Genomic DNA, 23,728 nt, shown 5'->3' with positions numbered 1-23,728 from the left:
GAGTGTTCGCAAATGCGGAAGTATCACCCGGCGCTCGCACTGCCGAATACTTACCCGGCCGCTTCCTTATATTCAAGCCAAACTCGCTCAAAGGCAATGAGGGTCCACTTTTCGGAAGTGGACCCTCGAGCACCGTAAACCCCGAAAGTGTTGACCACGCAAGTTGCCCAAAGAAAGCCATTATTTCACCCGCACCATACACAAAGACGATTCCAGCGATCGCAGGACGGCAATCTCCTTGGTCGTACTCCCTGTTGATCTCCGCTGTTTACGGAAACCGCATTCCGGTAAGCAACAGGCTGGCACCATTATCGTTATCGTGTGCCAATCAGCGGTCGAATTCGAATCATTCGTCCGGGCCACAGCTCTCGCCCTCTTCATCGGGACACTCTACGCTTTCCGATTACCGCCCGGGCAGCATGTCTAAGCAACCACGAGTTCTGCGAAAAGGCAGCAGCGTCTGCTTTCTTCACCTGCGACAAGGCAGGTCGATCCAGGTCGGTCGAAATCAAGCCGAACCTGGGAGAACCCGGGTATCGATGTATGCTCACTGTGGGCTAGCAATGCAGTACTCCTCGGCCTCAAACCCAGCGCGGAGGCGTCATTGATTTTTTCGATCCGTGCGCACCGGGCATATCGAAGGAAGAGGCCGCAGCATGGTCGCACATTCAGAGACCGATACGTGAGGTTGCTGCACGACCCGGGCGTTCGTACGATCCTCTTCTCCACAGTTCTTGGGGCTGCTGGCGTCGTGTCGGGAATCCTCGTGGCGAGGAGTTTGACACCGTCCGGACGCGGATCACTTGCCGCATTGACTGAGCCCGCGTTTCTTATGATGGCGGTTGCGGGTGTCGGGCTCGACGATGCCTTGACCCGTAGTGTTGCAGTGGACAGGACGAGCCCCGCAATGGTGCGCGGATTAGCGTTTAGGTGGAGCATTCCGTATGGCCTCGCTGTCGCCGTACTGATCTCAATGATACAGGTCAACTTCGTTGTATCTCCAGATTTGCATCCGGAAGCAATAGCAATCGCGTTACTTGCTCCCTTTTTTTTGGTTACACGATTCATCAGCGGAATACTCAACGGGTTCGGTAAAACGACTGCATGGAACCTGGCGCGGATCGCCGCCAATTCGAGCTATTCGCTCCTCATAGTTGGCTTGTACGTGCTCGGAGCGCTTACACTACGCGCCGCAGTTGTCTGCTGGATCATGTGTTATCTGATCTCCGCACTTACGGCTACCTGGTTGATGTATTCCGCCACATCGTCCGCAGACCCGCAGCCAACGCTGGCGCGTTCGGAAACTACTCGCACCGTCTCAACGCCTCGCTTGCGCGAACTATTGAAGTTCGGATGGAAGGTCAACATCGGAAAAATCAGCTCACAGCTGAACCAGAGAATTGATCAGACCGTGCTTGCCTTCTTGGTTACACCAGCCGAACTAGGCAAGTACGCCGTGGCGGCTACGCTTTCGCTCTCCCCGGGGGTGCTGATGCTCGGGTACAGCGCCTATGCATTCGGGAACTGTTCGCGACAACACGATCCACTGCGACGGCGGGCGGTCGCCAGGACACACATGAGAATTGGCTTCCTCCTAACAGCCGCAATCTACCTGCCATTGATCTTGTACTCGCCTGAGCTCCTCACGCTTGCATTTGGTCGAGATTACGCAAGTGAATCATCGCTCGTACAGTTACTCTGTCTCGGCGCCGCGTTTTTCTTCGGGGCTCAGACAACGATAGCAGCTTTGAATGCGATGGGCTATCCTGGAACAAGCGCACGCTGGCAATTCTTCGGTCTTATAATCACCGTTCTTGGCTTACTATTCCTGGTACCAAAGTACGGTATTGAAGGTGCGGCATGGACATCCGTTGGTGCTTACGTTCTTTACGCCGCTTCGCTGTTCATTTCGTCAGTACTAAAACTTCAACAAAGGCATGCTGGAGTCGTCCACGCTTCCCAACAGAAGGAAGAATCTACATGATGACGTCACGTTTGCCCAGGAAATCCGGAACGACGTGTCAGCGACCTCGTGTCGTCATTATTAACGATCATTGTGCACACTACCGTTCAGCGCTCTTTTCGATGCTTTCCCGTGATGACCGGATCCAATTTTGGTTTTGTTCCGATCGCTCTGGACTCGACCCAAATGTGGCATCGTCGCCGCCGCCCGATCCGCAGCGCTTCCTTCGAGTCAGGAACATAAGAATCGGCCGAGTTGTTTGGCAACGTGGAATCATAGGGCTGGCACTCAGCCGCGATTTTGACGCTTGGATAATACCTGGTGACTGTTACTGGCTCAGTACTTGGGTCGCTGCCATTCTGATCCGTCTGCGTGGGAGAACCGTGCTTTTCTGGACTCACGGCTGGAGAACTCCGGAGTTCGGGTTGAAAAAATGGATACGAATCGCCTTCTATCGAATCGCTGACGGCCTACTACTCTACAGCGACATAGCGCGTGATATCGGTCTATCCTATCGATTTCGTTCTAGGCGGATGCATGTCGTTTACAACAGTGTTGGAGATTCCAGTTATCCACGGTTCACTATCAACCGGAAAGGATACTCTAACGTCCGCACAAAGTGCGACACCCAACCACAGACACCCACCGTCTTATGCTGTGGGAGACTCACACGCCAGAAAAATTTCGAGCTCGCTATAGACGCGATCGCGCGGTTACGCGCCGACGGACACCTGTGCAACTTGACAATAGTTGGCGACGGGCCGAATCGCAGGAACCTCGAGCACTACGCCAACGTGAAGGGAGTTGGTGTTTATTTCTGGGGCCCGTGCTACGATCGAAAGGAGCTCGCGGCCCTCTATTCGGATGCCGCTGTTTCCGTCGTTCCATCAGCAGCTGGCCTGGCGGTGATACAAAGCATCTCGCACGGCGTTCCCGTACTCGTCGGTGACCAAGTCGCCGTTCACGGCCCGGAGTGGGCGGCGATCACACCTGGCCTCAATGGTGATTTTTTCTCGCACGGTGATGCTGATTCGTTGTCCAAAGCCATATTGAAGTGGCTCCAGCACGATTTACATCGTCATGAGATCGCGGCAACTATTTCTAATTGGACTGGCGAAGAGCAGGCCGAAAGGATTGTTAACGGCGTACGTTCACACCTTCGGCAGAAGCAGCGGTAATCGGATGGGTCCGCATTGCTGCTGCTCGCCTTTCCGAACAAGAACGAGACGTAGTCGGAGCCACGGCACCCACTATGGCCGAGCCGCTTGTGCGGTTCGCCGCAAGGCCCAACTGGTCCCGGTCCACCGAGTCCGGATGGCATCCGGCGGCGGTCGGACCAAACCACCCCGGCGAACACAAGCGCCACGGTGTCAACTTGCAGACCCAGGCTGACCCGGTCAGCAGGCTGGTATAAGCCCCGCCAACCGGCGGCACAACATGGGTGCCGCCCGGCAACACGGCCTGATCGACAACCTTACCGCAGCCGGTCTCTCACACTGCTCACGCGTGCCTGCGCGGCCCAACAGAACGAACGGAGGCGCAACTCCGGTCCTGCAAGATCCGGCCGGATCCGCAGCTTCCCAGGCGGGCAACTAATCTGGTCATGACCGTAATGGTGCTGATCCAGACCAACCGAGAGATCAAGTTGTAGGGGCGGGGCTACCACGGTGGCGGAGTACGTCCGGTCCGTTTCCAACCCCCGCCGCTTCGAACCGTGCGTGCGGTTCTGCCGCACACGACTCACCGACGCCGTTCACCGACGGCATCCGGCCTCTCCCGCCAGGGCGTTCCGGCCCTGGGTGCCACGACGGTTCCGTACGGGCTGTCAGTCCGAGTTCGTTCGGGGACGCAATGGTGAGCACCAGCTGAAAGCCCTCGCCGGTGCTTCTTGCTGACGAAAGTGGGCAAGGCGTTCCCATGCAAATCTGCAGATCTTGCTGAAGCGTCGGCGGAATGACTGTACCGGAAGTGCGGCATCCAGCCTCTGACGAACAAGTTGAGGTCCTCCACACAGCGCTTGCGGCGACAGCAGTGGCCTACGCCGGGCGGTGATTTCCCGGATCCCGTCGCGGGCGTGCTTGCATCGCCCGATTGGAGGGCCAGCGGGCGAGGATCTCGACGCGTCTGCGTCCGTGGAGTCCGCGGGAACGGACCTGGCGATGATGGAAGCCGGGGAAATCGAAGTCTTCTCCGCCCACCTCCAGGTGCACGATCGCCCTCTTGGCTGCCTTCGGCTTCAGCCGGAGTTCACCCAGCAGCGGGGCCCAGTTGGGCAACTGCCCGCTCGGCCTGGCTGCGGAGAAGCACCTCACGACCAGGTCGTCGGCATAGCGGACCAGTCCCCCGTCGTGCTCGTCCCATGCCCGGTCGAGCCGGTGCAGATAGACGTTGCACTGCAGCGGTGAGAGTACGCCGCCCTGCGGGTCCCGGTCGCCGGCCGCCGCACCGACGCACCCTCCATCACTCCGACGCGCAGGATCTGCCCAGGAGCTTGAGGACGGCCTGGTCACAGACGCGCTCTTCGGCCGCGTCCATCAACTCCCCATGCGGGATCGCCGAGAAGCACTCGCCGATGTCCGTCTCCACCACCCCCCGCCTGCCCCGATGGTGCTCATCGATGAGCACTTGCAGGGCGTCATGCGCCGAGCGTCTGGGCCGGAACCGAAGCTGCACGCCAGCATGTCGGCCTCGAAGACCGGCTGGAAGCACGATCTTCATCGCGGCCTGCGCGACGCAGTCACGAACCGTCGGGATGGGCAGCGGCCGGCGCTTGTCCTTCATCTCCGGCTGGAGATGAACACCCGGCGGGCAGACGAGGGCCGATACAGCCTCTACCTCAACTCGTCGGCCAGTTCGCCGAGAAGACGGTCTCCCGTACTGCTCGACTTGGCCAGGGTGGTGCGGGTCGATGCCCGGTGCGCCGTCGTTGGCACGCACCGGAGCCCACGCACGCCGGAGAAGTCCCCCGGACGGCAGGGCTAGCCACACGGGCGCTGACCGGGCCCCTCTTCCACTTCGTGACGCACCGACGAAGCAGTGGCCCAATCCCTCACCGGGAGTTGCGTTGTCTCCCGGCTGCAAGCGGTACTACGGCCACCTCCGACGCCAACCGGCCCGCGCCCACTTCCCGGGATCACCGGTTACAGGACGCGACGCTGCCGATGACACCTATCCGCAGGTCATCGGACCGGGGAGGGCCTCCCCAGTACCCGTTGCCACCTTCAATACATTCCGCGGCCCCATAGCCGGGGATTCCTTCAGGGCTGCCCGTCCAAGATATTCACCGCTTCCGTCGCCTTCACCCGATTTCGGAGGGCTCGGCACTCCCCTCGGCCCGCCCGCAAGGATGGCTGAGTAACGACGCCGCAGGCTTCGCGTGATGCTACGGACCGTATCGTCGCCCGCTGTTAGAAGCTGTTCCTGAACTCAGGTGAGCCGTTTGCTGATGGTGTGGATCATGGCCCAGCGGACGATGGCTTCGTGGTGTTCGGGGAGGCGTTCGTAGTCGCGGACGCAGCGGCGGTGTTGATTGATCCAGGCCAGGCTGCGTTCCACGACCCATCTGCGGTGAACACGACGAATCCGATTTGGCCTGCCGGTTCGTTCCAGCCCACTGAGCGTCGGTCATATCCGACGGATAACGCGGCGACCTGCACGATGGGCGGTGCGTGGTGGCCAACAGACAGCACTGTCGACCCCGCGCGAACGAGGCCGACGAACTCGGGCACGATGGCACCCGGGACTCCTCGGAAGAACGGTTGACCTAGACACCATGCGATCTACCAGGAGTCCCTTCCAATCTCCGCAGCGGCCCAGCCGACCAAGATCAGTTCAGGAACAGGCTCTTACAGGGCCATTGAAACTGGGCTTCTACGCCAGACTTTCGTTTCCCTCCGACGCCGCCAGCCTGCCACCGGGGCTCCTGGCCGCTACCCGGGCCGGACTTCCACCAGCAGGCGACGACGAGCTTCCCAACAGCATGAACACCACTACGTCACGGCGACACGTCTGTTCTGCTGGGCGGACGAGAAGAGCTCACCGCAGGGGGTAGCCATGCCGGTACATTCACTCCACGCTCCAGTGTTCTAGTCCGTTTCCATCGGACGCGAGCACCACTCGTTCGGGCGCCGTTTGTGCGCGGCGGCCACGGGTATGAACACCAGCGCCATCGCCGAATCCACCACCCGCCGCTCGCACGCACGGTCGTCACCGACTTGGCGGACACATTGGACGCTCGCAACGTCGAGTGCGACGGTTGTGGGTGCGGATGCCCCGGTCCGCCGGCGCCGGAGCACTCGGCGACGGCAACGGCGCGAACGCGAGGCGGGAGGGGTCGAACCGGTGACAGGCACAGCGGAGGACGCGTCCGGTGACACGCAGGACACCCGAACCGGCTTCGAGCGGGCGCGCGCACTCGCCGACGCGATCCTGTACGAGGGCTATCTGCTCTACCCCTACCGAAAATCCTCCCCCAAGAATCGGGTGCGCTGGCAGTTCGGCATCGTGGCGCCGCGAGACTGGGCCGAGCGCGAAGGCCCCGTGCCCGAGACCGTGGCAGGCTCCGTCGAGTCGTGGCAGCAACAGACCGAAACCCTGCTGGAGGCCGTGCCCGGTGCCGAAAACCCGAGCGTGCACGTGCGCGTGCGTTTCCTGCAGTGGCTCAGCAAGACGGTGGAGCGACGTGAGCCCGGCGGCGGGTTCGTGCCGGTGGAGTCGCTCGACGACGACGCGGGAACACCTCAGCTGAGCTTCGACGAGGCGATGCCTCACGAGTGTGACGTCGTGGCGGCGCTGTCGGATCTGCTCGGGGACGGCATCACCGTGCCGATCGGCGCGCCCGCGGAGGAGAGCGTGCAGTGGCTCGGCGAAGCGGGACGGGTGGTTCGCCGACGCTTGCCGGTTTCGGCGCTTGCCACCCTGCGTGCGCAGCGGTTGGACACGCCCTTCGCCGCCTACCGGCTGCGGCTGCGCATCGAGAACACCTATTGGTGCAGGGTGATCAAGGCCGGGCTTCTTCGACGGGAGACGCTCCGGTCGGGCCGCTGGGTGACTCGGAGAACACGTGCCGCAAGGCTTTCCGTTGATGTGTCCACGGTGGTCCACAGGGCGAGAGCCCTGACCGGGGTGACTTGATAGAAGCCTGCTGAGCCGTCAACTCGCAATAGGTCTGTCCCCTGGCCAGGGCTCTTGCCTCTGCCCCGTCATCCACGGCAGCGGAGGAGAGGACATTTCGATGGTGACAGTAGGGATCGACCCGCACAAGCACGTCCACGTCGCGGTGGCCGTCAACGCTCAGGGCAGGCGGCTCGGCAAGCCGCTGACCGTGAAGAACGACGCGTTCATGATCACTGTGCTGCTCACCTGGGTTCGGTCGATCGCGGGTGACATGCCCGTAACCTGGGCGATCGAGGACGGCCGTGGGTTCGCCCGCCGCCTGGCTGACGGTCTGTTGCTCGCCAGCCAGGAGGTGGTCTGGGTTCCGGCCCGGTTGACCGCGGCCCACCGCAAGCTGCACGCCGCCACCGGCACCAAGTCTGACCCGGTCGACGCCGCCGCAGCCGCTCACGCCGCCCTCGCTACTCCCGGCCTTGACCGGCACCGCATCGACGAGCGAGTGCGTGAGCTGCGTGTCCTGGTCGACTATCGCGCGGATCTCATCAAGCGGCGCACCATGATGATCAATCAGCTCAAGGCGCAACTGCATGTCTGGCTCGACCACACTCCGGGCGATCTCGCCCGTCCCAAGGGCATGGACGCGGTGACCGCATTGCTGGACGCGGCCTCGCTGGGCGCGCACGTCCGCCAGGCGCTCACCGAGATGAGCATGGAGATTGCTGAGCTCAACCGACGTGTCCGCCAGCTCGACGACGCCATCAGGGAGCTCGTGACCCCGCTGGCCCCCACACTGCTGGAAATCACCGGGATCAGCCACATCTCCGCAGCGATTTTGATCGCTGAAATCGGTGACATCACCCGCTTTTCCAGCTCTGCCAAACTTGCCCGCTACACCGGCTGCGCACCGATCCCTGTCTACTCCGCCGACAAAGAACGCCACCGCCTGCATCGGGGCGGCAACCGCCGCCTGAACAGCGTCCTCTACACCGCAGCCATCGTGCAGAAACGGCGCTATCCCGCCGCGCAGGCGTTACTGGCCCGCCACGAACCCACCAAGGGCAGCCGCGGCGCCCGACGCATCCTCCAACGTCACCTCATCGACGTCATCCACCGGGCCATGACCACCGATCAAGCCTCCTGGCAACACCACATCACCCGCCACGACCACGCCGCTTGACATAGAAGCATCAACCGTGAAGTGGGCCCTGGCGTCACGCGAACGGAGGCGCTACGTCACTCACTCATCGCGACGCACGCCCTGCTAGGTGGTGACGGCGTGACGTGGCATTCGCTGACCGACCCACCGGACTGGGCAGCGCCCTACACCCGGGCGTGCCAAAACATTCACACCTTCCCGGTGCTCATCGGCGAAGCGGGTGGTCACGATGGCATGCTGTCGTCACCGATCCTGCTCTACGACTACCCGGACATCGCTCCGGAAAGCCCTGGCGATCTGCACGACGCCACCGAGATCGACGAGATCCTGTCACTTCGGACACTCACGCTGACCGAAGCCGAAAAGCGCGAAGCACGAGCCACCGACCCCAGGGCCGCGGCCATCGTCGATCGCGTGGAAGGCATGCCACAGGAGGTGTTGGCGCGGTTGCACGGGGCGGTGCGCTCGTTGCGCCCGCACCAGACCCGATCCGGAACCCTCGAAGGAGGCCGAGATGGCTCTGCTGGACGCCGTCGAACTCCTGAAACATGACCACCGAATGGTGGAGCAACTCTTCCGCGACTACCGGGCAGCCGCGTCGGACCAGCAACGCCGGGGAGTCGTCGAACTCATGATCCAGGAGCTCTCCAAACACGCCGCCCTTGAGGAACTCATGGTCTATCCACTGGCCAAGGCGGTACTGCCTGCCGAGCGCGCCGAGATCGACGACCACCTCGCCGAACACCTCGACGTGAAGCGAACACTCGCCGAGCTCGACCGGCTGGGTCAGGGCGACGAGCGCACCGACGAGCTGATGGCCGAACTGGAACGCGAGGTCAGCGAACACGTGCGGGAAGAGGAGGGCGAGCTGCTGTCGAAGCTGCGCGACAGCCTCGACCGGCAGGCACTCGACGAACTGGGGGAGGCGCTGGAACAGGCGAAGCACAACGCTCCCACAAGGCCACACCCGCACGCACCCAACGAGCCACCGGCGCTGGCACTGGCCGCGCCGGTGGCGGCCATCTACGACCGGCTCCGCGACCGCCTGCAAGGGAGGCCCCAGACATGAGCATCGAGAGCGGTACCCGCACCTGGCAGCAGGAACCCAGCGCCGCAGGGCGTCGAGAAGGGTTCGACGAGATCACCATCCTGTGGATCTCCGAGGGCATGAGCTGCGACGGCGACACGGTGTCCATGACCGCGTCCGGACAGCCCGCGATCGAGGATGTCGTACTGGGGCTCATCCCTGGGCTGCCAAAGGTGAACCTGCACAACAAGGTGCTCTCGCCGAGCGAGGGCGGCGAGGACTTCCTGCGCCCGTTCCGCGCCGCCGCGAGAGGCGAACTGGAGCCCTTCATTCTCGTGATCGAAGGGTCCATCCCCAACCAGAACATCATCTCCGGCGACGGCTTCTGGACCTCCTTCGGCAACGACCTCGAGACCGGGGAGCCGCTGACGCTGAACTGGTGGATCGACCAGCTCGCCCCCAAGGCGTGGGCGGTGGTCGCGGCGGGTACCTGCGCCACCTACGGCGGCATCCATGCGATGGCGGGAAACCCGACCGGCTCCATGGGATTGGCCGACTACCTCGGTTGGGACTTCAAGTCGGCCGGTGCCCTACCGATCGTCAACGTGCCCGGCTGCCCGATCCAGCCGGAGAACTTCATGGAGACGCTCACCTGGGTGCTCTACCACGCGGCGGGCAGCGCACCGCCTCCCCCGCTGGACGAGAAGCTGCGCCCGCAGTGGCTGTTCGGCAAGACCGTGCACGAGGGTTGTGACCGGGCCGCCTACTACGAGCAGTCCGACTTCGCCAAGGACTACAACTCACCCAAGTGCCAGGTGAAGGTCGGCTGCTGGGGCCCGGTTGTCAACTGCAACGTTCCCAAGCGCGGCTGGATGTCGGGAGTGGGTGGTTGTCCCAACGTCGGCGGGATCTGCATCGCGTGCACCATGCCCGGGTTCCCCGACATGTTCATGCCGTTCATGGACGAACCAACAGGCGCGGGCCTTTCGTCGATCCTCAACAAGCCGTACGGGGCGTTCATCCGGCGGATGCGTGCCATCACCAACTACCCGGCCAACCAAGAAGCCAAGTGGCACCACAACGGACCCGAGCTGACCAGCGGCTACGACCCGTACTGGCGACCGGGGCGCAAATCGGACAACCGCAGCCCAGCCCGAGCAGGAGGACAGCATCGATGACGGCCACGGAGCCAAGGACCAGCGCCACGCAGGAGGAGAGCCAGCTGGTCGAGATGTCGTGGGATCCGATCACCCGGATCATCGGCAATCTCGGTGTCTACACCAAAATCGACTTCACCAACCGCAGAGTCGCCGAGTGTCACAGCACGTCGTCGCTGTTTCGCGGCTACTCGGTGTTCATGAAGGGTAAGGACCCAAGGGACGCCGGGTTCATCACCACCCGGATCTGCGGTATCTGCGGCGACAACCACACCACCTGCTCGCACTACGCGCAGCAGATGGCCTACGGGATCAAGCCTCCCCCGCTGGCCGAGACGATAGTGAACCTCGGCGAGGCCGCCGAGTACATGTTCGACCACACCATCTTCCAGGACAACATGGTGTTCGTGGACTTCTGCGAGGCCATGCTGAAGGAGACCAACCCCGGCGTGCTGCGCCAGGCGGAGAACACCCAGGCGCCGGGCGCCGAGATCCACGGCTACCGCACCATCGCCGACATCATGCGCGCCTTCAACCCGTTCGAGGGCGCGGTGTACAAGGAGGCGCTCCAGGTCAGCCGCGTCACCAGGGAGATGTTCTGCAAGATGGAGGGCCGCCACGTCCATCCCTCCACACTGTATCCCGGCGGGGTCGGCACGATGCCCGATCCGGCCACGTTCACCGACTACCTCTCCCGGCTGATCGGCATCCTCGACTTCGTGAAGAAGGCCGTCGCGATGAACGACGACGTGTTCGACTTCTTCTACGAGGCGCTGCCCGGCTACGAGGAGGTCGGCAGGAGGCGGGTGCTGCTCGGCTGCTGGGGCGCCTGGAACAACTTCGACGTGTGCGACTACCGCTACGAGTCGATGAACACCTGGGGCAAGGCGATGTACGTCACGCCGGGCATCATCGTCGACGGGGAACTGGTCACCAACAACCTCATCGACATCAACCTCGGTATGCGGATCCTGCTCGGCAGCTCCTACTACGAGGACTGGGTCAACGAGGAGCCGTTCGTCACCCACGACCCGCTCGGAAACCCCGTCGACATGCGACACCCGTGGAACCAGACCACCGTCCCGGTGCCGCAGAAGCGCGACTTCGACAACAACTACAGCTGGGTGATGAGCCCGAGGTGGTTCGACGGCAAGGACCACCTGCCGCTGGACACCGGCGGCGGACCGCTGGCGCGGCTGTGGTCGACCGCGCTGTCACGGCTGGTGGACACCCCCTACGTCAAGTCCACCGGCTCCGGCGTGCGGATCACCTTGCCGAGGAGCGATCAACTGCCGGAGATGACACTGGAGTGGACGATCCCGAAGGACAGGGAAGGCAAGCCGCTTTCCAACGCGATCGAGCGCGACCGTGCCCGCTCCTACTTCGTCGCCTACGCCGCCGCCATGTCGCTGCACTTCCTGGACCAGGCGATGGGACTCGTCCGTGCGGGCGACACCCGCGTGTTCACCGACTTCGAAGTACCTGACGAGGCGGTCGGCTGTGGCTTCCACGAGGCGGTGCGGGGTGTGCTGTCGCACCACATGGTCATCAGGGACAAGAAGATCGCCAACTACCACCCCTACCCGCCGACACCGTGGAACGCCAGCCCCAGGGACAGCTACGGCACGCCGGGGCCCTACGAGGACGCCGTGCAGGACACGCCGATCTTCGAGGAGAACGGCGCGAAGAACTTCAAGGGTGTCGACATCATGCGGTCGGTGCGCAGCTTCGACCCGTGCCTGCCCTGCGGGGTCCACATGTATCTCGGCGGCGGCCGGGAACTGAAGAAGTTGCACTCCCCCACTCTCGGAGGAATCAATGGGTGAGTCGCAGCGGCTCGACGACGCGGAGGTCCAGCGACGGCTTGCCCGGCTCGACGAGGTGCTCGACCACGTCGAGCGGATGCCGGGGCCGACCGCGGAATCGGCTGTGGAGGCCGTGCGGACGCTGACCGAAGTGTACGGCGAGGCACTGGCGCGGGTGCTGGACACGGCAGGTGCGGCACAGGCGGAGGCGCTGTGCGCCGACGAACTGCTCAGCCACCTGTTCGTGCTGCACGACATCCATCCGGGTTCGCTCGCCGACCGCGCCGAGCGAGCGCTCGCCTACGTCAGGCCCCACCTCGAACGCAAGGGGGGCAGGGTGGAGCTCTCGTCGATCGACTCCGGGGTCGCGCACGTACGCCTGCGGGCCGCAGGCTGCGGGAGCTGTTCCTCGCCGGAGGTGTCTCCTGAACTGGAGCAGGCGGTGAGGGATTCCGTACTCTCACTGGCTCCGGAACTCACGCAAGTGCGCGTCGTGACCGACTCGGCCAGCGAACGATCGCCGTCGTTGATCCCCGTCAACGCGTTGCTGGCCCGCACCGCCACGACGACCGGGAGCAGCACATGAAGGCGACGGCGTTGGAACGGATCATCCGCATGCCGCTTCGCGCGCCCACCCGGACCGACCAACACTGCGACCTGTGCGGAGCACCTGTCGAGCACACCCACCGTCACCTGCTCGACACCCGGGGCGCAGGCGAGCTGATCTGTGCCTGCCAGGCCTGCTGGTTGCTGTTCGACCGGGAGCAGGCAGCGCAGGGCCACTACCGCCAGATACCGAGGCGGCGACTGCGACTGCCCACGCTGCCGGTGGACAAGCTGGGCGTGCCGGTCGGACTGGCGTTCGTGATCACCCGCGACGACGGGTCCGCGCTGGCGCACTACCCCAGCCCGGCGGGCCCGACCCGCTGGGAGGTCGACCGCGAAGCGTGGCTGGAGGTGGTCGCGGACTGTCCGCGGCTGCGCGACCTGCGAACCGACGTGGAAGCCGTGCTGGTGAACACCGCTCGAGGGCACGACGAGCGCTGGCTCGTGCCCGTCGACGACTGCTACCGGCTCACTGCGGTCATCCGAAGCGAGTGGAAGGGACTGTCCGGTGGCGACACGGTGTGGCCGCGAATCGACCAGTTCTTCAGCGAGTTGACCGAACGATCGTAGAGGAGGACAGATGGGCAGCATCCGGGTCGGCAAACCCGACGTCCAACCGGACTCGTCGAGCCATGTCGGTGGCATCAACCAGGGCAACGAAGGGCCCTACGACAAGCAGCCGGGCCATCACCGTGACGGCACCGCGGACGCGCGGCGCTCGACCGGGATCAACCCGAAGCGACACAACGCGATCCTGAAGATCATGCCGAACCTGCCGCCAGGGTGAACGAGTCGCGCAAGCACAGCAGGAAGGAACAGGGGAAGGAATCGGGTATGGCCAAGCGAGTACTGCTCGCGCAAGCCGCTCTGCTCGCGGCGGGTGTCGCGGCGCTGGCGCTGCGTGAGTTTCCCGGACTGATCCGCGAGGTCAGGATGTGGCGCATGGCTTCGCTGCGCCGCGATCAACGCCACTGACCACGACAGTCGTGTAGTGCGGCCGATCGGGGGGTATCACTCGGTGACACCGCAATCCGCCGAATGAGAGACCGAACCGATGGACGCGATCGAACTACTCCGCGAAGACCACGAGAACGTGCTGGCCATGCTGCGACGGCTCGAGGAGACGCCCACCGCCGACACGGGTGCGAGCGACGAGGCGCTCCAGGCCCGGGACCACCTGGTAACCGAGTTGGTCGTGGCCGAGTCGCAACATGAGGCGGTGGAGGAGCAATTCTTCTGGCCGATGGTTCGCGACTCCGTTCCTGGAGGCGACGAGCTGGCCTCGCAGGCGCTTGAGCAGGAATCCTCGGCCAAGGGAGTGCTCGACGCGCTGGAGAAGACGCCGCCGACGGACCCGCGGTTCGAAGAGCTGATCGAGCAGGTCATCCGCGACGGGCGCGAGCACATCGAGTTCGAGCAGGATCGGGTGTGGCCGAGGGTGCGGCAGACGTTGAGCGAGGATCAGCTCGAAGAACTCGGCGACAAGATGGCGAAGGCGAAGCGTGGCGCGCCGACGCGGCCACATCCTGCCACGCCTTCCACCCCCGGTGCGCAGAAGAGCGCGGGCCCGGTGGCGGCGATGTTCGACAAGCTGCGCGACGCGATGAGCGGGCGCCGGTCGGGCTGAACCCGAAGGCGGCAAACCGATCCTCGCCGGGTGGCCCACGGCGTCCAATGTGTCCGATCGGACACCGTGGGCCACTAAACTTACTCGGGTTTACTCGGATTCATTCAGGCTGCGGGTAGCTTCGTGACGACGGCCTTGGCGATCGTGGCCGACTTCTCGCACGCGCCCGCGGCGTCCACGCCACCGCCCGTCTCGGCGTTGTAGGTGATCGAGACGATCTCGCCGAAGGCGTCGCTCTGGTCCTCTCGCGGTGTCTTGATGTGCCGCCACGAGGTCTCGCACGACACCTCGTCGCTGCCCGTCTCCTGCTCCTGGATGGCCGTCACGCCACCAGGCAGTTCAAGCGGGTCACCCGAGTCGGCGGGCACCGAATCCGTGAGGCTCACACCGATCATCGGATACGACTCCCCCTCGGGGGAGAGGTAGCAGGTGTGCAGGTTCATCACATCGCGCTCGGCGGCACCGCCCAGCAACTCGCCCAGCACCTGCTGATCGACGACCTCGCAGGGATCGACGGTCAGCACCGAGCCAGGGGGCTGCTTGTACTGCGGTGGGTCGGAGTGCAACGTGCGTACCACCTTTTCCAGCGCGCTGCGGCCCGCCGCGCAGGCATCCCCGCCGGCGTGGTTCACCTGGAAGCTGATGCCCAGTTCCGCCTCGAACGACGTGACCGCGGTGACGTAGCACGTCTCCTCGTCCGACTTGTCCACGATGAGCGGCAGTCCGTCCACCTTCTCGGTCGGGTCGTCGACGATCACCACGTTGTCACCGACGCGCATGGTCATCTCGACCACGCCGCCGCTGGAGCTGTTGACCTCGACGGCACATTCGGCCCAGTCCACTTCGTGCAGGCTGTCCGGCACGATGGTGCCGACCTCGGCCAGGTTCTCCTCCGACAGGAGTCCGCAGGGATCCACGGTGCGCAGTGCGGCCGCCTCGACGGCGGGGTCGTTGATCGCGGGCTTGCTGCTGCTCGACTCGGCCGCGCCAGCCGTCCGGTCGTCGTTGGAGGCGCCCCCAGCGCATCCCGCGGCGAGTCCGAGCACTACCACCGCGACGGCCAGCATGGGCCGCCGCGCCAATTTGTTGATCATTGGCGAGACGCTAGCAGAACAGGACAGTCGTTCGCGGGCATACCGGCTAACTCGGACGGACCGCCCACGGGTAGACGCGACGCTTCACGCGATCATGGCACCTGAACCGGACCAGTGCGGCCCCGTCTCGTCTGGTAGTAAGGGTTGCGTGCCATCGCAGCAGCAGGCCCGCAGGTCCACGAGGATCGACGTCGAGCGCAACCGCGCGAACCTGCTCGACGCAGCCGTCGAGGCGATGACTCACGACCCGGACTGGTCCATGGCCGACGTCGCCAGGGCGGCCAACCTCACCCGCGCCACGCTCTACCGCCACTTCGGCACCCGGGAGAAGCTGCTGGAAGCGATGCGCGAGGACGCACTCGCCCGCGCGGCCGCGGCGATCAAGGGGTCACGGCTCGAGGAGGGCAGCGCGCTGGACGCCCTTCGCCGCGCCGTGGAGGCAGTGCTGGCTCAGGGCGCCCGGTTCCGGCCACTGCTGGAGGAGGGGTTCGAGCAGAGCACCTCGTTCCTGCAGCAGCGGCAGCGGGTGTTCGCGCCGCTGCTGGAGGTTGTCAGGCGGGGTCAGCAGGATGGCCAGCTCCGGACCGACCTCCCGGCCGAGTGGGTGCTCAGCGTGTTGATGTCCCTGCTCACCACAGCCGTGCGGGTGTCGGCGGCACCATGGCATCGCGGCGGCGGCGACCACTCCCTCACCGAGTTGACCTTCACCACCCTCACCGAAGGCATCACGCCGCGCCGCTGACCCGCCCTACCCCTGCCCGCGAGTCCCCCGCTCTCGCCCGCGAGTCCTGCGCTCCTGCCCGCGAGTCCTGCGCTCAGAACCAGCACGGGCACAGCCGACCAGCGCAGCCGCATCCTGCGACGACGGGAAAGCCATCATGCGATGCCGCGCCCGGTGATCTCCATCCGAGAAAACTAGACTTTCGTGTCTCATTTTGGCTAGGCTGTCCGGCCTACGCTCCTGAGCCTCGGTTGGAGGAACATGTTCGAGACGGTCTTCGGCCTGCCCGTGCATCCACTCGTCGTACACGCCACCGTCGTCGTCGTTCCGCTGGCGGCGGTGGTGGTGATACTGGCGGCGGTGTGGCCACGATTTCGCGGGGCGAGCGCGTTCTTGCCGCTTGCGCTCAGCGTGATGGCACTGGTACTGGTCCCGGTGTCGGTGGAATCCGGGCAGAGTCTCGCGCAGCGCAGCGATCCCAGCCCGCTCATCGAGTCCCATCAGGAACTGGGAGAGGGCCTGCTGCCCTGGGTCGGTGCCGTCGTTCTCGCCGCGGCCGGACTGCTGTGGCTGCGTGCTCGGGAAGCTCGTCCACCCACCGAGCACGCTGGAAAGCGACAGCGGCTCGCCGCACTCGGACTCGCGGCACTCGCCCTGGCCAGCGGCATCGGCACCACCGTCCATATCGTCCGGATCGGACACAGCGGTGCCGAGTCGGTGTGGACGAGCGAGGCGTCCCGATGAGCGCGCGGGAGCTGGACGTCGACGTGCTCGTCGTGGGGGCCGGGCCCACCGGGCTCACCGCGGCGTGCGAGGCGATTCGCCACGGGCTGACCGTACGGATCGTCGACCGCAAACCACACCGCTCCACCTACTCCAAGGCGCTGGTGGCGCATGCGCGCACACTCGAGGTTTTCGAGGCGATGGGCGTGGCCAAGGCCGTGGTGGCGCAGGGAGTTCCGTTCGCCGCGCTGAACCCCTGCGCGGGCGCGCGGGGCCGAGCCAGACGCATCGACCTGCTCGAGTTGCCATGGGGCGACACCGCCTACCCCTACTGGCTGTCGATCCCGCAGTACGCGACGGAACGTGTGCTGGAGGAGCACCTGGAGTTGCTCGGCGCGCGCGTGGATTGGCGGGTCGGTCTGCACGGGGTGCGCGAGCACGAGGGGCATGTCGAGGCATGGCTGGAACGCGACGACGGAACATCGGAACTGGTGCGCTCCCGCTGGTTGCTGGGATGCGACGGCGCTCGCAGCAGCGTGCGGGAACAGGCCGGGCTGCGGCTGCGCCGCGAGGCCACCGGAGTGACGTTCGTGCTGGCCGATGTCAAGACCACCACGGAACTTCCGGAGGACGAGGGACATGTCTTCCTCTCACCGCAGGGTTTGCTCCTGATCGTGCCGATGCCCGAGCCAGGCCGCTGGCGCATCATCGCCCACGAACCGGAACCGGCGTCCACCACGATCGACGCGGAGTTTCTCGACACCCTGATCCGCCAGCGCTGCGGGCTCGAGTTCGGCAGTCACGCGGTCACCTGGACATCCCGGTTCGATCTGAGCAACGGGGTCGCCGATCGGTACCGCAGTGGCAGGGTGTTCCTCGCCGGGGACGCCGCGCACGTGCACAGCCCGGTCGGTGGCCAGGGACTCAACACCGGCGTGCAAGACGCCCACAACCTGCTGTGGAAACTCGCCGCGGCGCGTGACGCACCGCGGGAAACGGTGGAGGCGCTGCTCGACAGCTACGACGCGGAACGAAGGCCGGTCGCCGAACAGATGGTGTCGGCCACCGCCAGGGCGACCGGTTTGCTCACCCGCCGCAGCGGCACGCTTCGCCGGGTGCTTGGAACGCTGGCGCCGCTGGTGCTGGCGCGACCCAAGGTCCGGGCCAGGCTGGGGCGGAACGTGGGGATGCTGGAGGTCGCCTACCAGCGCGGTCCCGCGCTCGGTGAAGGCTCGTGGTCTGGCCGCCGCATGCCGAATCCGGTGCTGAGCACGGGCGGACGGCTGCACGAGCGACTGGACCCGCTGCGCCCGACGTGGGTGGTCACGGGGCTACCGATATCAGCCGTGCCCGCCTCGGACGCACCGGGCTGGCGTGGCTTTCCGGTGCTGCAGCTGCCCGCCGAGGAACTGCCGGACTCGGCTGTACCGCCGGTGGCCCTGGTCCGCCCGGATCGCTACATCGCCACATCGGCCGCCACCGTCGAGCGCGCCTGGGCGGCAATGCCATCCGACACTTTCCACGGCGGTGCCGGGTCCGGCGAGTGAGCCGGACCCGGCACCGCCGGAGGTCAGCGTGCCACCGCCGTAACCTTGGCTTCTCGCTCGGCGGAGTCGTCCGGCAGGGAGGCACCCTCCACGTCGACACGAGGTAGCAGCTTGCCCAGCCAGCGGGGCAGCCACCAGGACGCCCTGCCGAGAAGGCTCATCACGGCGGGCACGATCGTCATACGCACAACGAACGCGTCCACGAGCACACCGAAGGCCAGCGCGAGACCGACAGACTTGACGGTGTCCTCCTCGGAGGCGATGAAGCCGGCGAACACACTGATCATGATCAGGGCCGCCGCGGTGATCACTCGCGACCCGTGCCGGAACCCGCCCACAACGGCCTCCTTGGGTTCGGCACCGTGCACATGGGCCTCCCGCATCCGGGTGACCAGGAACACCTGGTAGTCCATGGCCAGGCCGAACAGTACCCCGATCATGAAGATCGGAAGCAGGCTCATGATCGGCGCCGTCTGCTCCACCCCGAACAGCCAGTCCAGCCAGCCCCATTGGAACACCGCGACCACCGCTCCGAAGGTCGCGCCGATGGTCAGCAGGAACCCGGCCGCCGCCTTGATCGGCACGACAACCGAACGGAACACCACCATCAACAGCAGGATCGCCAGCCCCACCACGACGGCCAGATAGGGCAGCAGAGCGTCGCTCAGCCGGTCGGAGGTGTCGATGTCCATCGCGGTCTGCCCTGTAACGAACACCTCGGCACCGGTCTCGCCCCCGAAGTCCTGGCCGTGCGCACGGATGTCCCTCACCAGTTGCTCGGTTTCCGGGCTGCTCGGTGAGCTCGCCGGAATCACGTTCAGCACAACGGTTTCCCCCGCCGGGTCGACCATCGGCGGACCGACCCGTGCGACGCCCCCGAGGTCGGCAATGTCGCCACGCAGTGCCTGCGCGGTCCGTTGCGCGTCCTGGCCCTGTTCGAGGTCGGCGACGACGAGCAGCGGGCCGTTGAACCCCGGCCCGAAGCCCTCCGACAGCAGGTCGTAGGCCTTGCGCTCGGTGGACTCCGGTGGGGCGGTGCTGCCGTCGGGCATACCGAGCCGCAAATCCGTGGCGGGCACGGCCGCGACCCCCAGGGCGAGTACCGCGATCAGCAGCACGGGCACCGGCCGCCGGGTGACGAAGGCGACCCACCGCCCGCCCAGGCCTTTGCCGCGCGATCGGCGCGGTCGCCGAGCAGCAGCCTTACGCCCGGCGAACCCGAGCATCGCGGGTAGCAGGGTGAGCGCGATGAGCACGGCGACAGCGACAGTGCCCGCCGCTGCGAGCCCCATAGCGGTGAGCATCGGAATGCCCGCCATGCTCAACGCCACCAGGGCGACGATCACTGTGGCACCCGCGAAGACGACGGCGTTACCCGCTGTTCCCACAGCGCGCCCGGCGGCGCGTTCGGGATCGTCGGTGACCGTGAGTTCGTGTTGATAGCGGGTGACGATGAACAGCGCGTAGTCGATGGCCACCGCCAGCCCCAGCATCAGCGCGAGGATAGAGGTGGTCGAGCTCAGTTCGAAGAACGCGGTGGAGATCGCCACCCCGCTGATGCCGATGCCGACCCCGATAAGTGCCGTCAGCAACGGCAATCCCGCCGCCAGCAGCGAACCCAGCGCCGCCGTGAGCACCACCACAGCGACGGCCAACCCGATGACCTCAGTCGTAGGCGGCTCCGGATGCGGTTGCACGGCCGTGCCACCCACCTCGACCTGCAGGCCTGCCCGCTCGCCGTTCTCGGCAACGGTCGTCAGCGCCTCCCGGGCAGGGTCGCCGAGTTCGTCCGGCTGCAGGTCGTAGCGCACCTCCGCGTACGCGATCGTGCCGTCCGGTGACACACCGCCACCCTGGAACGGGTCTCGCACCGAAGCCACGTCGGGTGCTCGACCGAGCTCGGCGACGCTGGAACTGATCGCCGAACGGTATTCCGGATCGGTGACCTTACCGTCCGGCGCGGCGAACACGACCTGAGCGGTCGCCCCGTCGGCGGACAGCTTCGGGAACCGCTCGTCCAGCAGGTCGAAGCCCTGCTGAGCTTCGGTCCCCGGCAGCGAGAAGGTGTCGGTCGTCGACTGCGACAGCGTCGCGGCGCCCACACCGAACACCGCGAGTAACGCGATCCACAGCACGAGCACGATCCGGCGGTGGCGGAACGAGAACCGCCCCAACCGGTAGAGCAGGCCAGCCACGAAAGGTCCTCTCGATCTTCTCGGCACACGACCAGCCCGACACTGGCCGCCACCAGAAACGATACACCTATGTCTCACTTTGCGCGTCCGGCCCGTCCCGTCGTCGACCTACGAGCCATCGGCGCAGGCAGGAAGCACCAACATCGACCGAAGAAATAGCCGTCCGAACTCGAATTCACCCGTTCTCGGTGAAAGCAGTCCGATTCCTCGATTTCCAGCTCGCCAATCCACCGGTAACACTCGGAAGCGGTATCGACAACACCTGATCGGCTGCGCCCGGAGCGCACGATCTCCGTTGTGCTGCCAGGCTGTTCTTGGCATGCGGCACCACTGCCGAACCCCGGAAAAACGTCTCGAGGTCAAATGTCGATGCGGAGAACGGAAAGCCGAAAAGCTACCCAGCGAGGCGAATCGGCGACCCGCGCCGTGGCCGTGGAAAGCACGGAGAACTCCGCAGATGAAGCCTGACTCCACCGATTCGGCGACGTCGACCGCCCCCGTCACCACCGTTCCCGATCAGCGCACCCGGCCACGGCTGCTGGTCGCCTACGGCACCCGACCTGAAGCGGTGAAACTCGCCCCGCTCATCGCCGAGCTTCGCTCGATCTCCCGACTCGACGTGGTGGTGGCGGTCACCGGGCAACACCGGGAGATGCTCGACCAGGTGAACGGGCTGTTCGGCATCGTCCCCCGCCACGACCTTGACGTCATCCAACCGGGACAGTCACTGACCGATATCACCACCAGGACGCTCACCGGCCTACGCGACATCGTCGAGGAGGAGCAACCCGCGGCCGTCGTCGTACAGGGCGACACCACCAGCGCGTTCACCGCGGCTCTCGCCGGGTTCTACGCCCACCGGCCGGTGGTGCACCTGGAAGCAGGCCTGCGGACCAGTAACCGCTACTCGCCGTTCCCCGAGGAGATCAACCGCAGGCTCATCACCCAACTGACGACGCTCCATCTCGCGCCGACCCCGCAGGCGCGGCTGAACCTCCTCGCCGAGGGAGTGCACGCCGCTGACGTGGCCGTGACCGGCAACACGGTGATCGACGCGTTGCGGCACACGGTCGCGCGACCGGTCCCGTACAGCGACCCGATCATCGCGGCGGTCACCGCGGGCCGCCGGTTGGTGCTCGTGACGGCCCACCGCAGGGAGTCGTGGGGTGAGCCCATGACTCGGATCGGGAAGGCGATCGCCAGGCTCGCCGCCGCCGAGCCCGACACGGCGTTCGTGCTACCCGCTCACCGTAACCCTGACGTGCGGCGAGCACTGCTGTCCTCTTTGAACGGTCTGCCGAACGTGCTGGTTCGCGAGCCGATGAGCTATGCGGAGTTCGCCAGAATCCTCGACGAATGTGACCTGGTGCTCACCGACAGCGGCGGCATCCAGGAGGAAGCCCCCAGCCTCGGCAAACCGGTGCTGGTACTACGTGACACCTCCGAACGGCCAGAAGCGTTGCGCGCGGGCACGGCGCGGCTGGTGGGCACCGGTGAATCCGACATCGTCGAAGCGGTCGGCGAACTGCTGCACGACCGGGATGCCTACCAGGCCATGGCCAGGGCCGTGAACCCGTACGGCGACGGCTTCGCGGCCCACCGCGCCGCGCGCGCCATCGAGGAACTGCTCGGCATCGGGAAGCGGGCGACCGACTTCGAACCCGCAACGGCCGACGACGAGGCGACAGCCGTGGCCGAACTCGACGTGGAGGGAGTGGGCAGGTGACCGAGGTGAATCGGGTCGCCGTCATCGGCCTCGGATACGTCGGCCTGCCGACCGCCGCCGCGCTGGCCGGACAGGGTGTCGAGGTGGTCGGAGTGGACGTCGACCAGCGAGTTGTCGACTGCGTCAGCGAAGGGACTGCCCCCTTCGACGAACCAGATCTCACGTCCACCCTCAACGAGGCCGTTTCCGCGGGAATGCTCAGCGCGAGCACCGAGATGCCCCAGGCCGACGCCTACATCGTGGCCGTCCCCACACCCATCAAAGAGGACAGCCACGTCGACCTCGCCCATGTGCGCTCCGCGACCGAGGCCATCGCACCACGGCTTCGCGATGGCGAGGTGGTGATCCTCGAGTCGACGGTTCCCCCGGGGACCACCCGGCTGGTCAGCGAGTGGCTCGAGCGGCTTCGACCCGACCTCGACCTGCCACACCGGATGGACAGCTCGCCGGGCGTGCACGTGGCGCACTGTCCCGAGCGGGTACTTCCCGGTCGGATCATGACCGAGATCGTCACCAACGACCGCGTCATCGGCGGGCTCACCAGCCAGTGCGCGGAGCGAGCCGCGGCCATCTACCGGATCTTCTGCCGTGGTGGCATCCTGGTGACAGACGCCGAGAGCGCCGAGATGGCCAAGCTCGTCGAGAACGCCTCACGTGACGTGGAAATCGCGTTCGCCAACGAGCTATCACTCATCTGCGACCGGCTCGGACTGGACGTCTGGGAGATCATCCGTATGGCGAACCGCCATCCGAGGGTGAACATCCTGCAGCCGGGGCCGGGAGTGGGTGGACACTGCATCGCGGTCGATCCGTGGTTCGTGATCCAGGCCGCTCCGCAACAGGCCCGGATGATGCGGCTGGCGCGCGAGATCAACGACGGCAAGCCGTTACACGTGGCGGAGCAGCTGGTCGCGGCGGCCGGCAGGCTGCGTGAGCCGCGGATCGCCTGCCTGGGTCTGGCCTTCAAGGCCGACGTTGGTGATCTGCGGGAGAGCCCCGCTCTTCGCATCGTGCGCGAGGTCGCGACCGCTGCGGAGGACGCCGTCGTCGACGCCGTCGAGCCACACGTGGCCGAGCTGCCGCAGAGCCTTCGTGCTTTGGACAACGTGCGGCTGTCGGGTGTGGACGAGGCACTCGACCGCGCCGACATCGTGGCCCTGCTTGTCGACCACCAGTGCTTCCGAAAGATTAAGAAGCCCCGGCTGTCCGGCAAGATCGTCTATGACACAAGGGGCATGTGGGCATGAGACGCCTCCGCATCCGGCG

The 23,728-nt window shown here is 65.6% G+C and carries 22 protein-coding genes and 1 pseudogene; 18 read left to right on the top strand and 5 right to left on the bottom strand.

Going from position 1 to position 23,728, the window contains the following annotated elements; all coding sequences use genetic code 11:
• Window positions 1-682 precede the first annotated feature (682 nt).
• Together FHU38_RS08855 and FHU38_RS27935 are read left to right on the top strand one after the other, a co-directional pair.
• Complete coding sequence (locus FHU38_RS08855; protein WP_167168785.1) at window positions 683-1,984, top strand: oligosaccharide flippase family protein; 1,302 nt, start codon at window positions 683-685, stop codon at window positions 1,982-1,984.
• Window positions 1,981-3,141: a glycosyltransferase family 4 protein gene (locus FHU38_RS27935; protein ID WP_313886709.1), complete on the top strand. Its 1,161-nt coding sequence runs from the start codon at window positions 1,981-1,983 to the stop codon at window positions 3,139-3,141. The genes FHU38_RS08855 and FHU38_RS27935 overlap by 4 nt, the downstream gene beginning before the upstream one ends.
• A gap of 858 nt (window positions 3,142-3,999) precedes the next feature.
• Here the strand turns inward: FHU38_RS27935 and FHU38_RS28145 are convergent.
• The 3 genes and pseudogenes from FHU38_RS28145 to FHU38_RS08835 all read right to left on the bottom strand — a co-directional run.
• On the bottom strand, window positions 4,000-4,473 hold the full coding sequence (locus FHU38_RS28145) for a reverse transcriptase domain-containing protein (RefSeq protein ID WP_167168779.1): 474 nt from the start codon (window positions 4,471-4,473) through the stop codon (window positions 4,000-4,002).
• Complete coding sequence (locus FHU38_RS27695) at window positions 4,424-4,744, bottom strand: reverse transcriptase domain-containing protein (RefSeq protein ID WP_167168776.1); 321 nt, start codon at window positions 4,742-4,744, stop codon at window positions 4,424-4,426. The genes FHU38_RS28145 and FHU38_RS27695 overlap by 50 nt, the downstream gene beginning before the upstream one ends.
• A 648-nt stretch (window positions 4,745-5,392) precedes the next feature.
• Window positions 5,393-5,530, bottom strand: a pseudogene (locus tag FHU38_RS08835) (IS5-like element IS4811 family transposase); the annotation flags it as partial.
• A 774-nt stretch (window positions 5,531-6,304) separates the two neighbouring features.
• Between FHU38_RS08835 and FHU38_RS26935 the strand changes: the two are divergent.
• The 11 genes from FHU38_RS26935 to FHU38_RS08780 all read left to right on the top strand — a co-directional run bounded on the left by FHU38_RS26935 (window position 6,305) and on the right by FHU38_RS08780 (window position 14,456).
• Entirely contained in the window at window positions 6,305-7,096 is a 792-nt protein-coding gene (locus tag FHU38_RS26935) for a hypothetical protein (protein ID WP_208415608.1), read from the top strand.
• A gap of 100 nt (window positions 7,097-7,196) precedes the next feature.
• The gene (locus tag FHU38_RS08825; RefSeq protein WP_009156928.1) at window positions 7,197-8,255 is read left to right on the top strand and encodes an IS110 family RNA-guided transposase; all 1,059 of its coding nucleotides are present in this window, start codon (window positions 7,197-7,199) and stop codon (window positions 8,253-8,255) included.
• 99 nt (window positions 8,256-8,354) lie between these two features.
• Window positions 8,355-8,786 (top strand): hypothetical protein, encoded by a 432-nt coding sequence (locus tag FHU38_RS08820; RefSeq protein ID WP_208415607.1) that lies wholly within the window; start codon window positions 8,355-8,357, stop codon window positions 8,784-8,786.
• Window positions 8,749-9,303, top strand: coding sequence for a hemerythrin domain-containing protein (locus FHU38_RS08815; RefSeq protein WP_208415606.1), 555 nt, complete (start codon window positions 8,749-8,751; stop codon window positions 9,301-9,303). Before FHU38_RS08820 ends, FHU38_RS08815 begins: the two co-directional genes overlap by 38 nt.
• 98 nt (window positions 9,304-9,401) lie before the next feature.
• Window positions 9,402-10,439, top strand: a complete 1,038-nt coding sequence (locus FHU38_RS08810; RefSeq protein ID WP_243852474.1) for an NADH-quinone oxidoreductase subunit B family protein — start codon at window positions 9,402-9,404, stop codon at window positions 10,437-10,439.
• Window positions 10,436-12,244 carry a nickel-dependent hydrogenase large subunit gene (locus tag FHU38_RS08805; protein WP_167168768.1) on the top strand — a complete coding sequence of 603 codons (1,809 nt, stop codon included), beginning with the start codon at window positions 10,436-10,438 and terminating at the stop codon, window positions 12,242-12,244. The genes FHU38_RS08810 and FHU38_RS08805 overlap by 4 nt, the downstream gene beginning before the upstream one ends.
• Window positions 12,237-12,809, top strand: a complete 573-nt coding sequence (locus FHU38_RS08800) for a NifU family protein (RefSeq protein WP_167168765.1) — start codon at window positions 12,237-12,239, stop codon at window positions 12,807-12,809. Before FHU38_RS08805 ends, FHU38_RS08800 begins: the two co-directional genes overlap by 8 nt.
• Complete coding sequence (locus FHU38_RS08795; protein WP_167168762.1) at window positions 12,806-13,399, top strand: DUF5947 family protein; 594 nt, start codon at window positions 12,806-12,808, stop codon at window positions 13,397-13,399. Before FHU38_RS08800 ends, FHU38_RS08795 begins: the two co-directional genes overlap by 4 nt.
• 10 nt (window positions 13,400-13,409) lie before the next feature.
• On the top strand, window positions 13,410-13,616 hold the full coding sequence (locus FHU38_RS08790) for a hypothetical protein (RefSeq protein ID WP_167168759.1): 207 nt from the start codon (window positions 13,410-13,412) through the stop codon (window positions 13,614-13,616).
• Between the two features lie 47 nt (window positions 13,617-13,663).
• Window positions 13,664-13,804 carry a hypothetical protein gene (locus FHU38_RS08785; protein ID WP_167168756.1) on the top strand — a complete coding sequence of 47 codons (141 nt, stop codon included), beginning with the start codon at window positions 13,664-13,666 and terminating at the stop codon, window positions 13,802-13,804.
• A 79-nt stretch (window positions 13,805-13,883) separates the two neighbouring features.
• Window positions 13,884-14,456 carry a hemerythrin domain-containing protein gene (locus tag FHU38_RS08780; RefSeq protein ID WP_167168754.1) on the top strand — a complete coding sequence of 191 codons (573 nt, stop codon included), beginning with the start codon at window positions 13,884-13,886 and terminating at the stop codon, window positions 14,454-14,456.
• A gap of 104 nt (window positions 14,457-14,560) precedes the next feature.
• Here the strand turns inward: FHU38_RS08780 and FHU38_RS08775 are convergent, their stop codons facing one another.
• Complete coding sequence (locus FHU38_RS08775) at window positions 14,561-15,550, bottom strand: DUF3558 family protein (protein ID WP_167168751.1); 990 nt, start codon at window positions 15,548-15,550, stop codon at window positions 14,561-14,563.
• A gap of 148 nt (window positions 15,551-15,698) precedes the next feature.
• On the opposite strand from FHU38_RS08775, the gene FHU38_RS08770 reads away from it, so the two are divergent.
• The 3 genes from FHU38_RS08770 to FHU38_RS08760 all read left to right on the top strand — a co-directional run bounded on the left by FHU38_RS08770 (window position 15,699) and on the right by FHU38_RS08760 (window position 18,541).
• The gene (locus FHU38_RS08770) at window positions 15,699-16,292 is read left to right on the top strand and encodes a TetR/AcrR family transcriptional regulator (protein ID WP_167168748.1); all 594 of its coding nucleotides are present in this window, start codon (window positions 15,699-15,701) and stop codon (window positions 16,290-16,292) included.
• 240 nt (window positions 16,293-16,532) lie between these two features.
• Complete coding sequence (locus tag FHU38_RS08765) at window positions 16,533-17,015, top strand: DUF2231 domain-containing protein (protein WP_167168745.1); 483 nt, start codon at window positions 16,533-16,535, stop codon at window positions 17,013-17,015.
• Window positions 17,012-18,541, top strand: coding sequence for an FAD-dependent monooxygenase (locus tag FHU38_RS08760; protein ID WP_167168742.1), 1,530 nt, complete (start codon window positions 17,012-17,014; stop codon window positions 18,539-18,541). Before FHU38_RS08765 ends, FHU38_RS08760 begins: the two co-directional genes overlap by 4 nt.
• Before the next feature lie 23 nt (window positions 18,542-18,564).
• Here FHU38_RS08760 and FHU38_RS08755 read toward each other — a convergent pair whose 3' ends face one another.
• Window positions 18,565-20,736: an MMPL family transporter gene (locus FHU38_RS08755; RefSeq protein WP_167168739.1), complete on the bottom strand. Its 2,172-nt coding sequence runs from the start codon at window positions 20,734-20,736 to the stop codon at window positions 18,565-18,567.
• A 457-nt stretch (window positions 20,737-21,193) separates the two neighbouring features.
• Here FHU38_RS08755 and wecB point away from each other — a divergent pair, with 457 nt between their 5' ends.
• On the top strand, window positions 21,194-22,462 hold the full coding sequence (wecB, locus tag FHU38_RS08750; protein ID WP_208415605.1) for a non-hydrolyzing UDP-N-acetylglucosamine 2-epimerase: 1,269 nt from the start codon (window positions 21,194-21,196) through the stop codon (window positions 22,460-22,462).
• A complete protein-coding gene (gene wecC, locus FHU38_RS08745; protein WP_167168735.1) occupies window positions 22,459-23,709 on the top strand; it encodes a UDP-N-acetyl-D-mannosamine dehydrogenase in 1,251 nt (416 codons plus the stop codon). The genes wecB and wecC overlap by 4 nt, the downstream gene beginning before the upstream one ends.
• Window positions 23,710-23,728: the final 19 nt, after the last annotated feature.

Source organism: Saccharomonospora amisosensis, from assembly GCF_011761185.1.
Lineage (GTDB): Bacteria > Actinomycetota > Actinomycetes > Mycobacteriales > Pseudonocardiaceae > Saccharomonospora_A > Saccharomonospora_A amisosensis.
The sequence above is the reverse complement of the archived record's forward strand: the minus strand, read 5'-3'. Positions and strand labels throughout refer to the sequence as shown.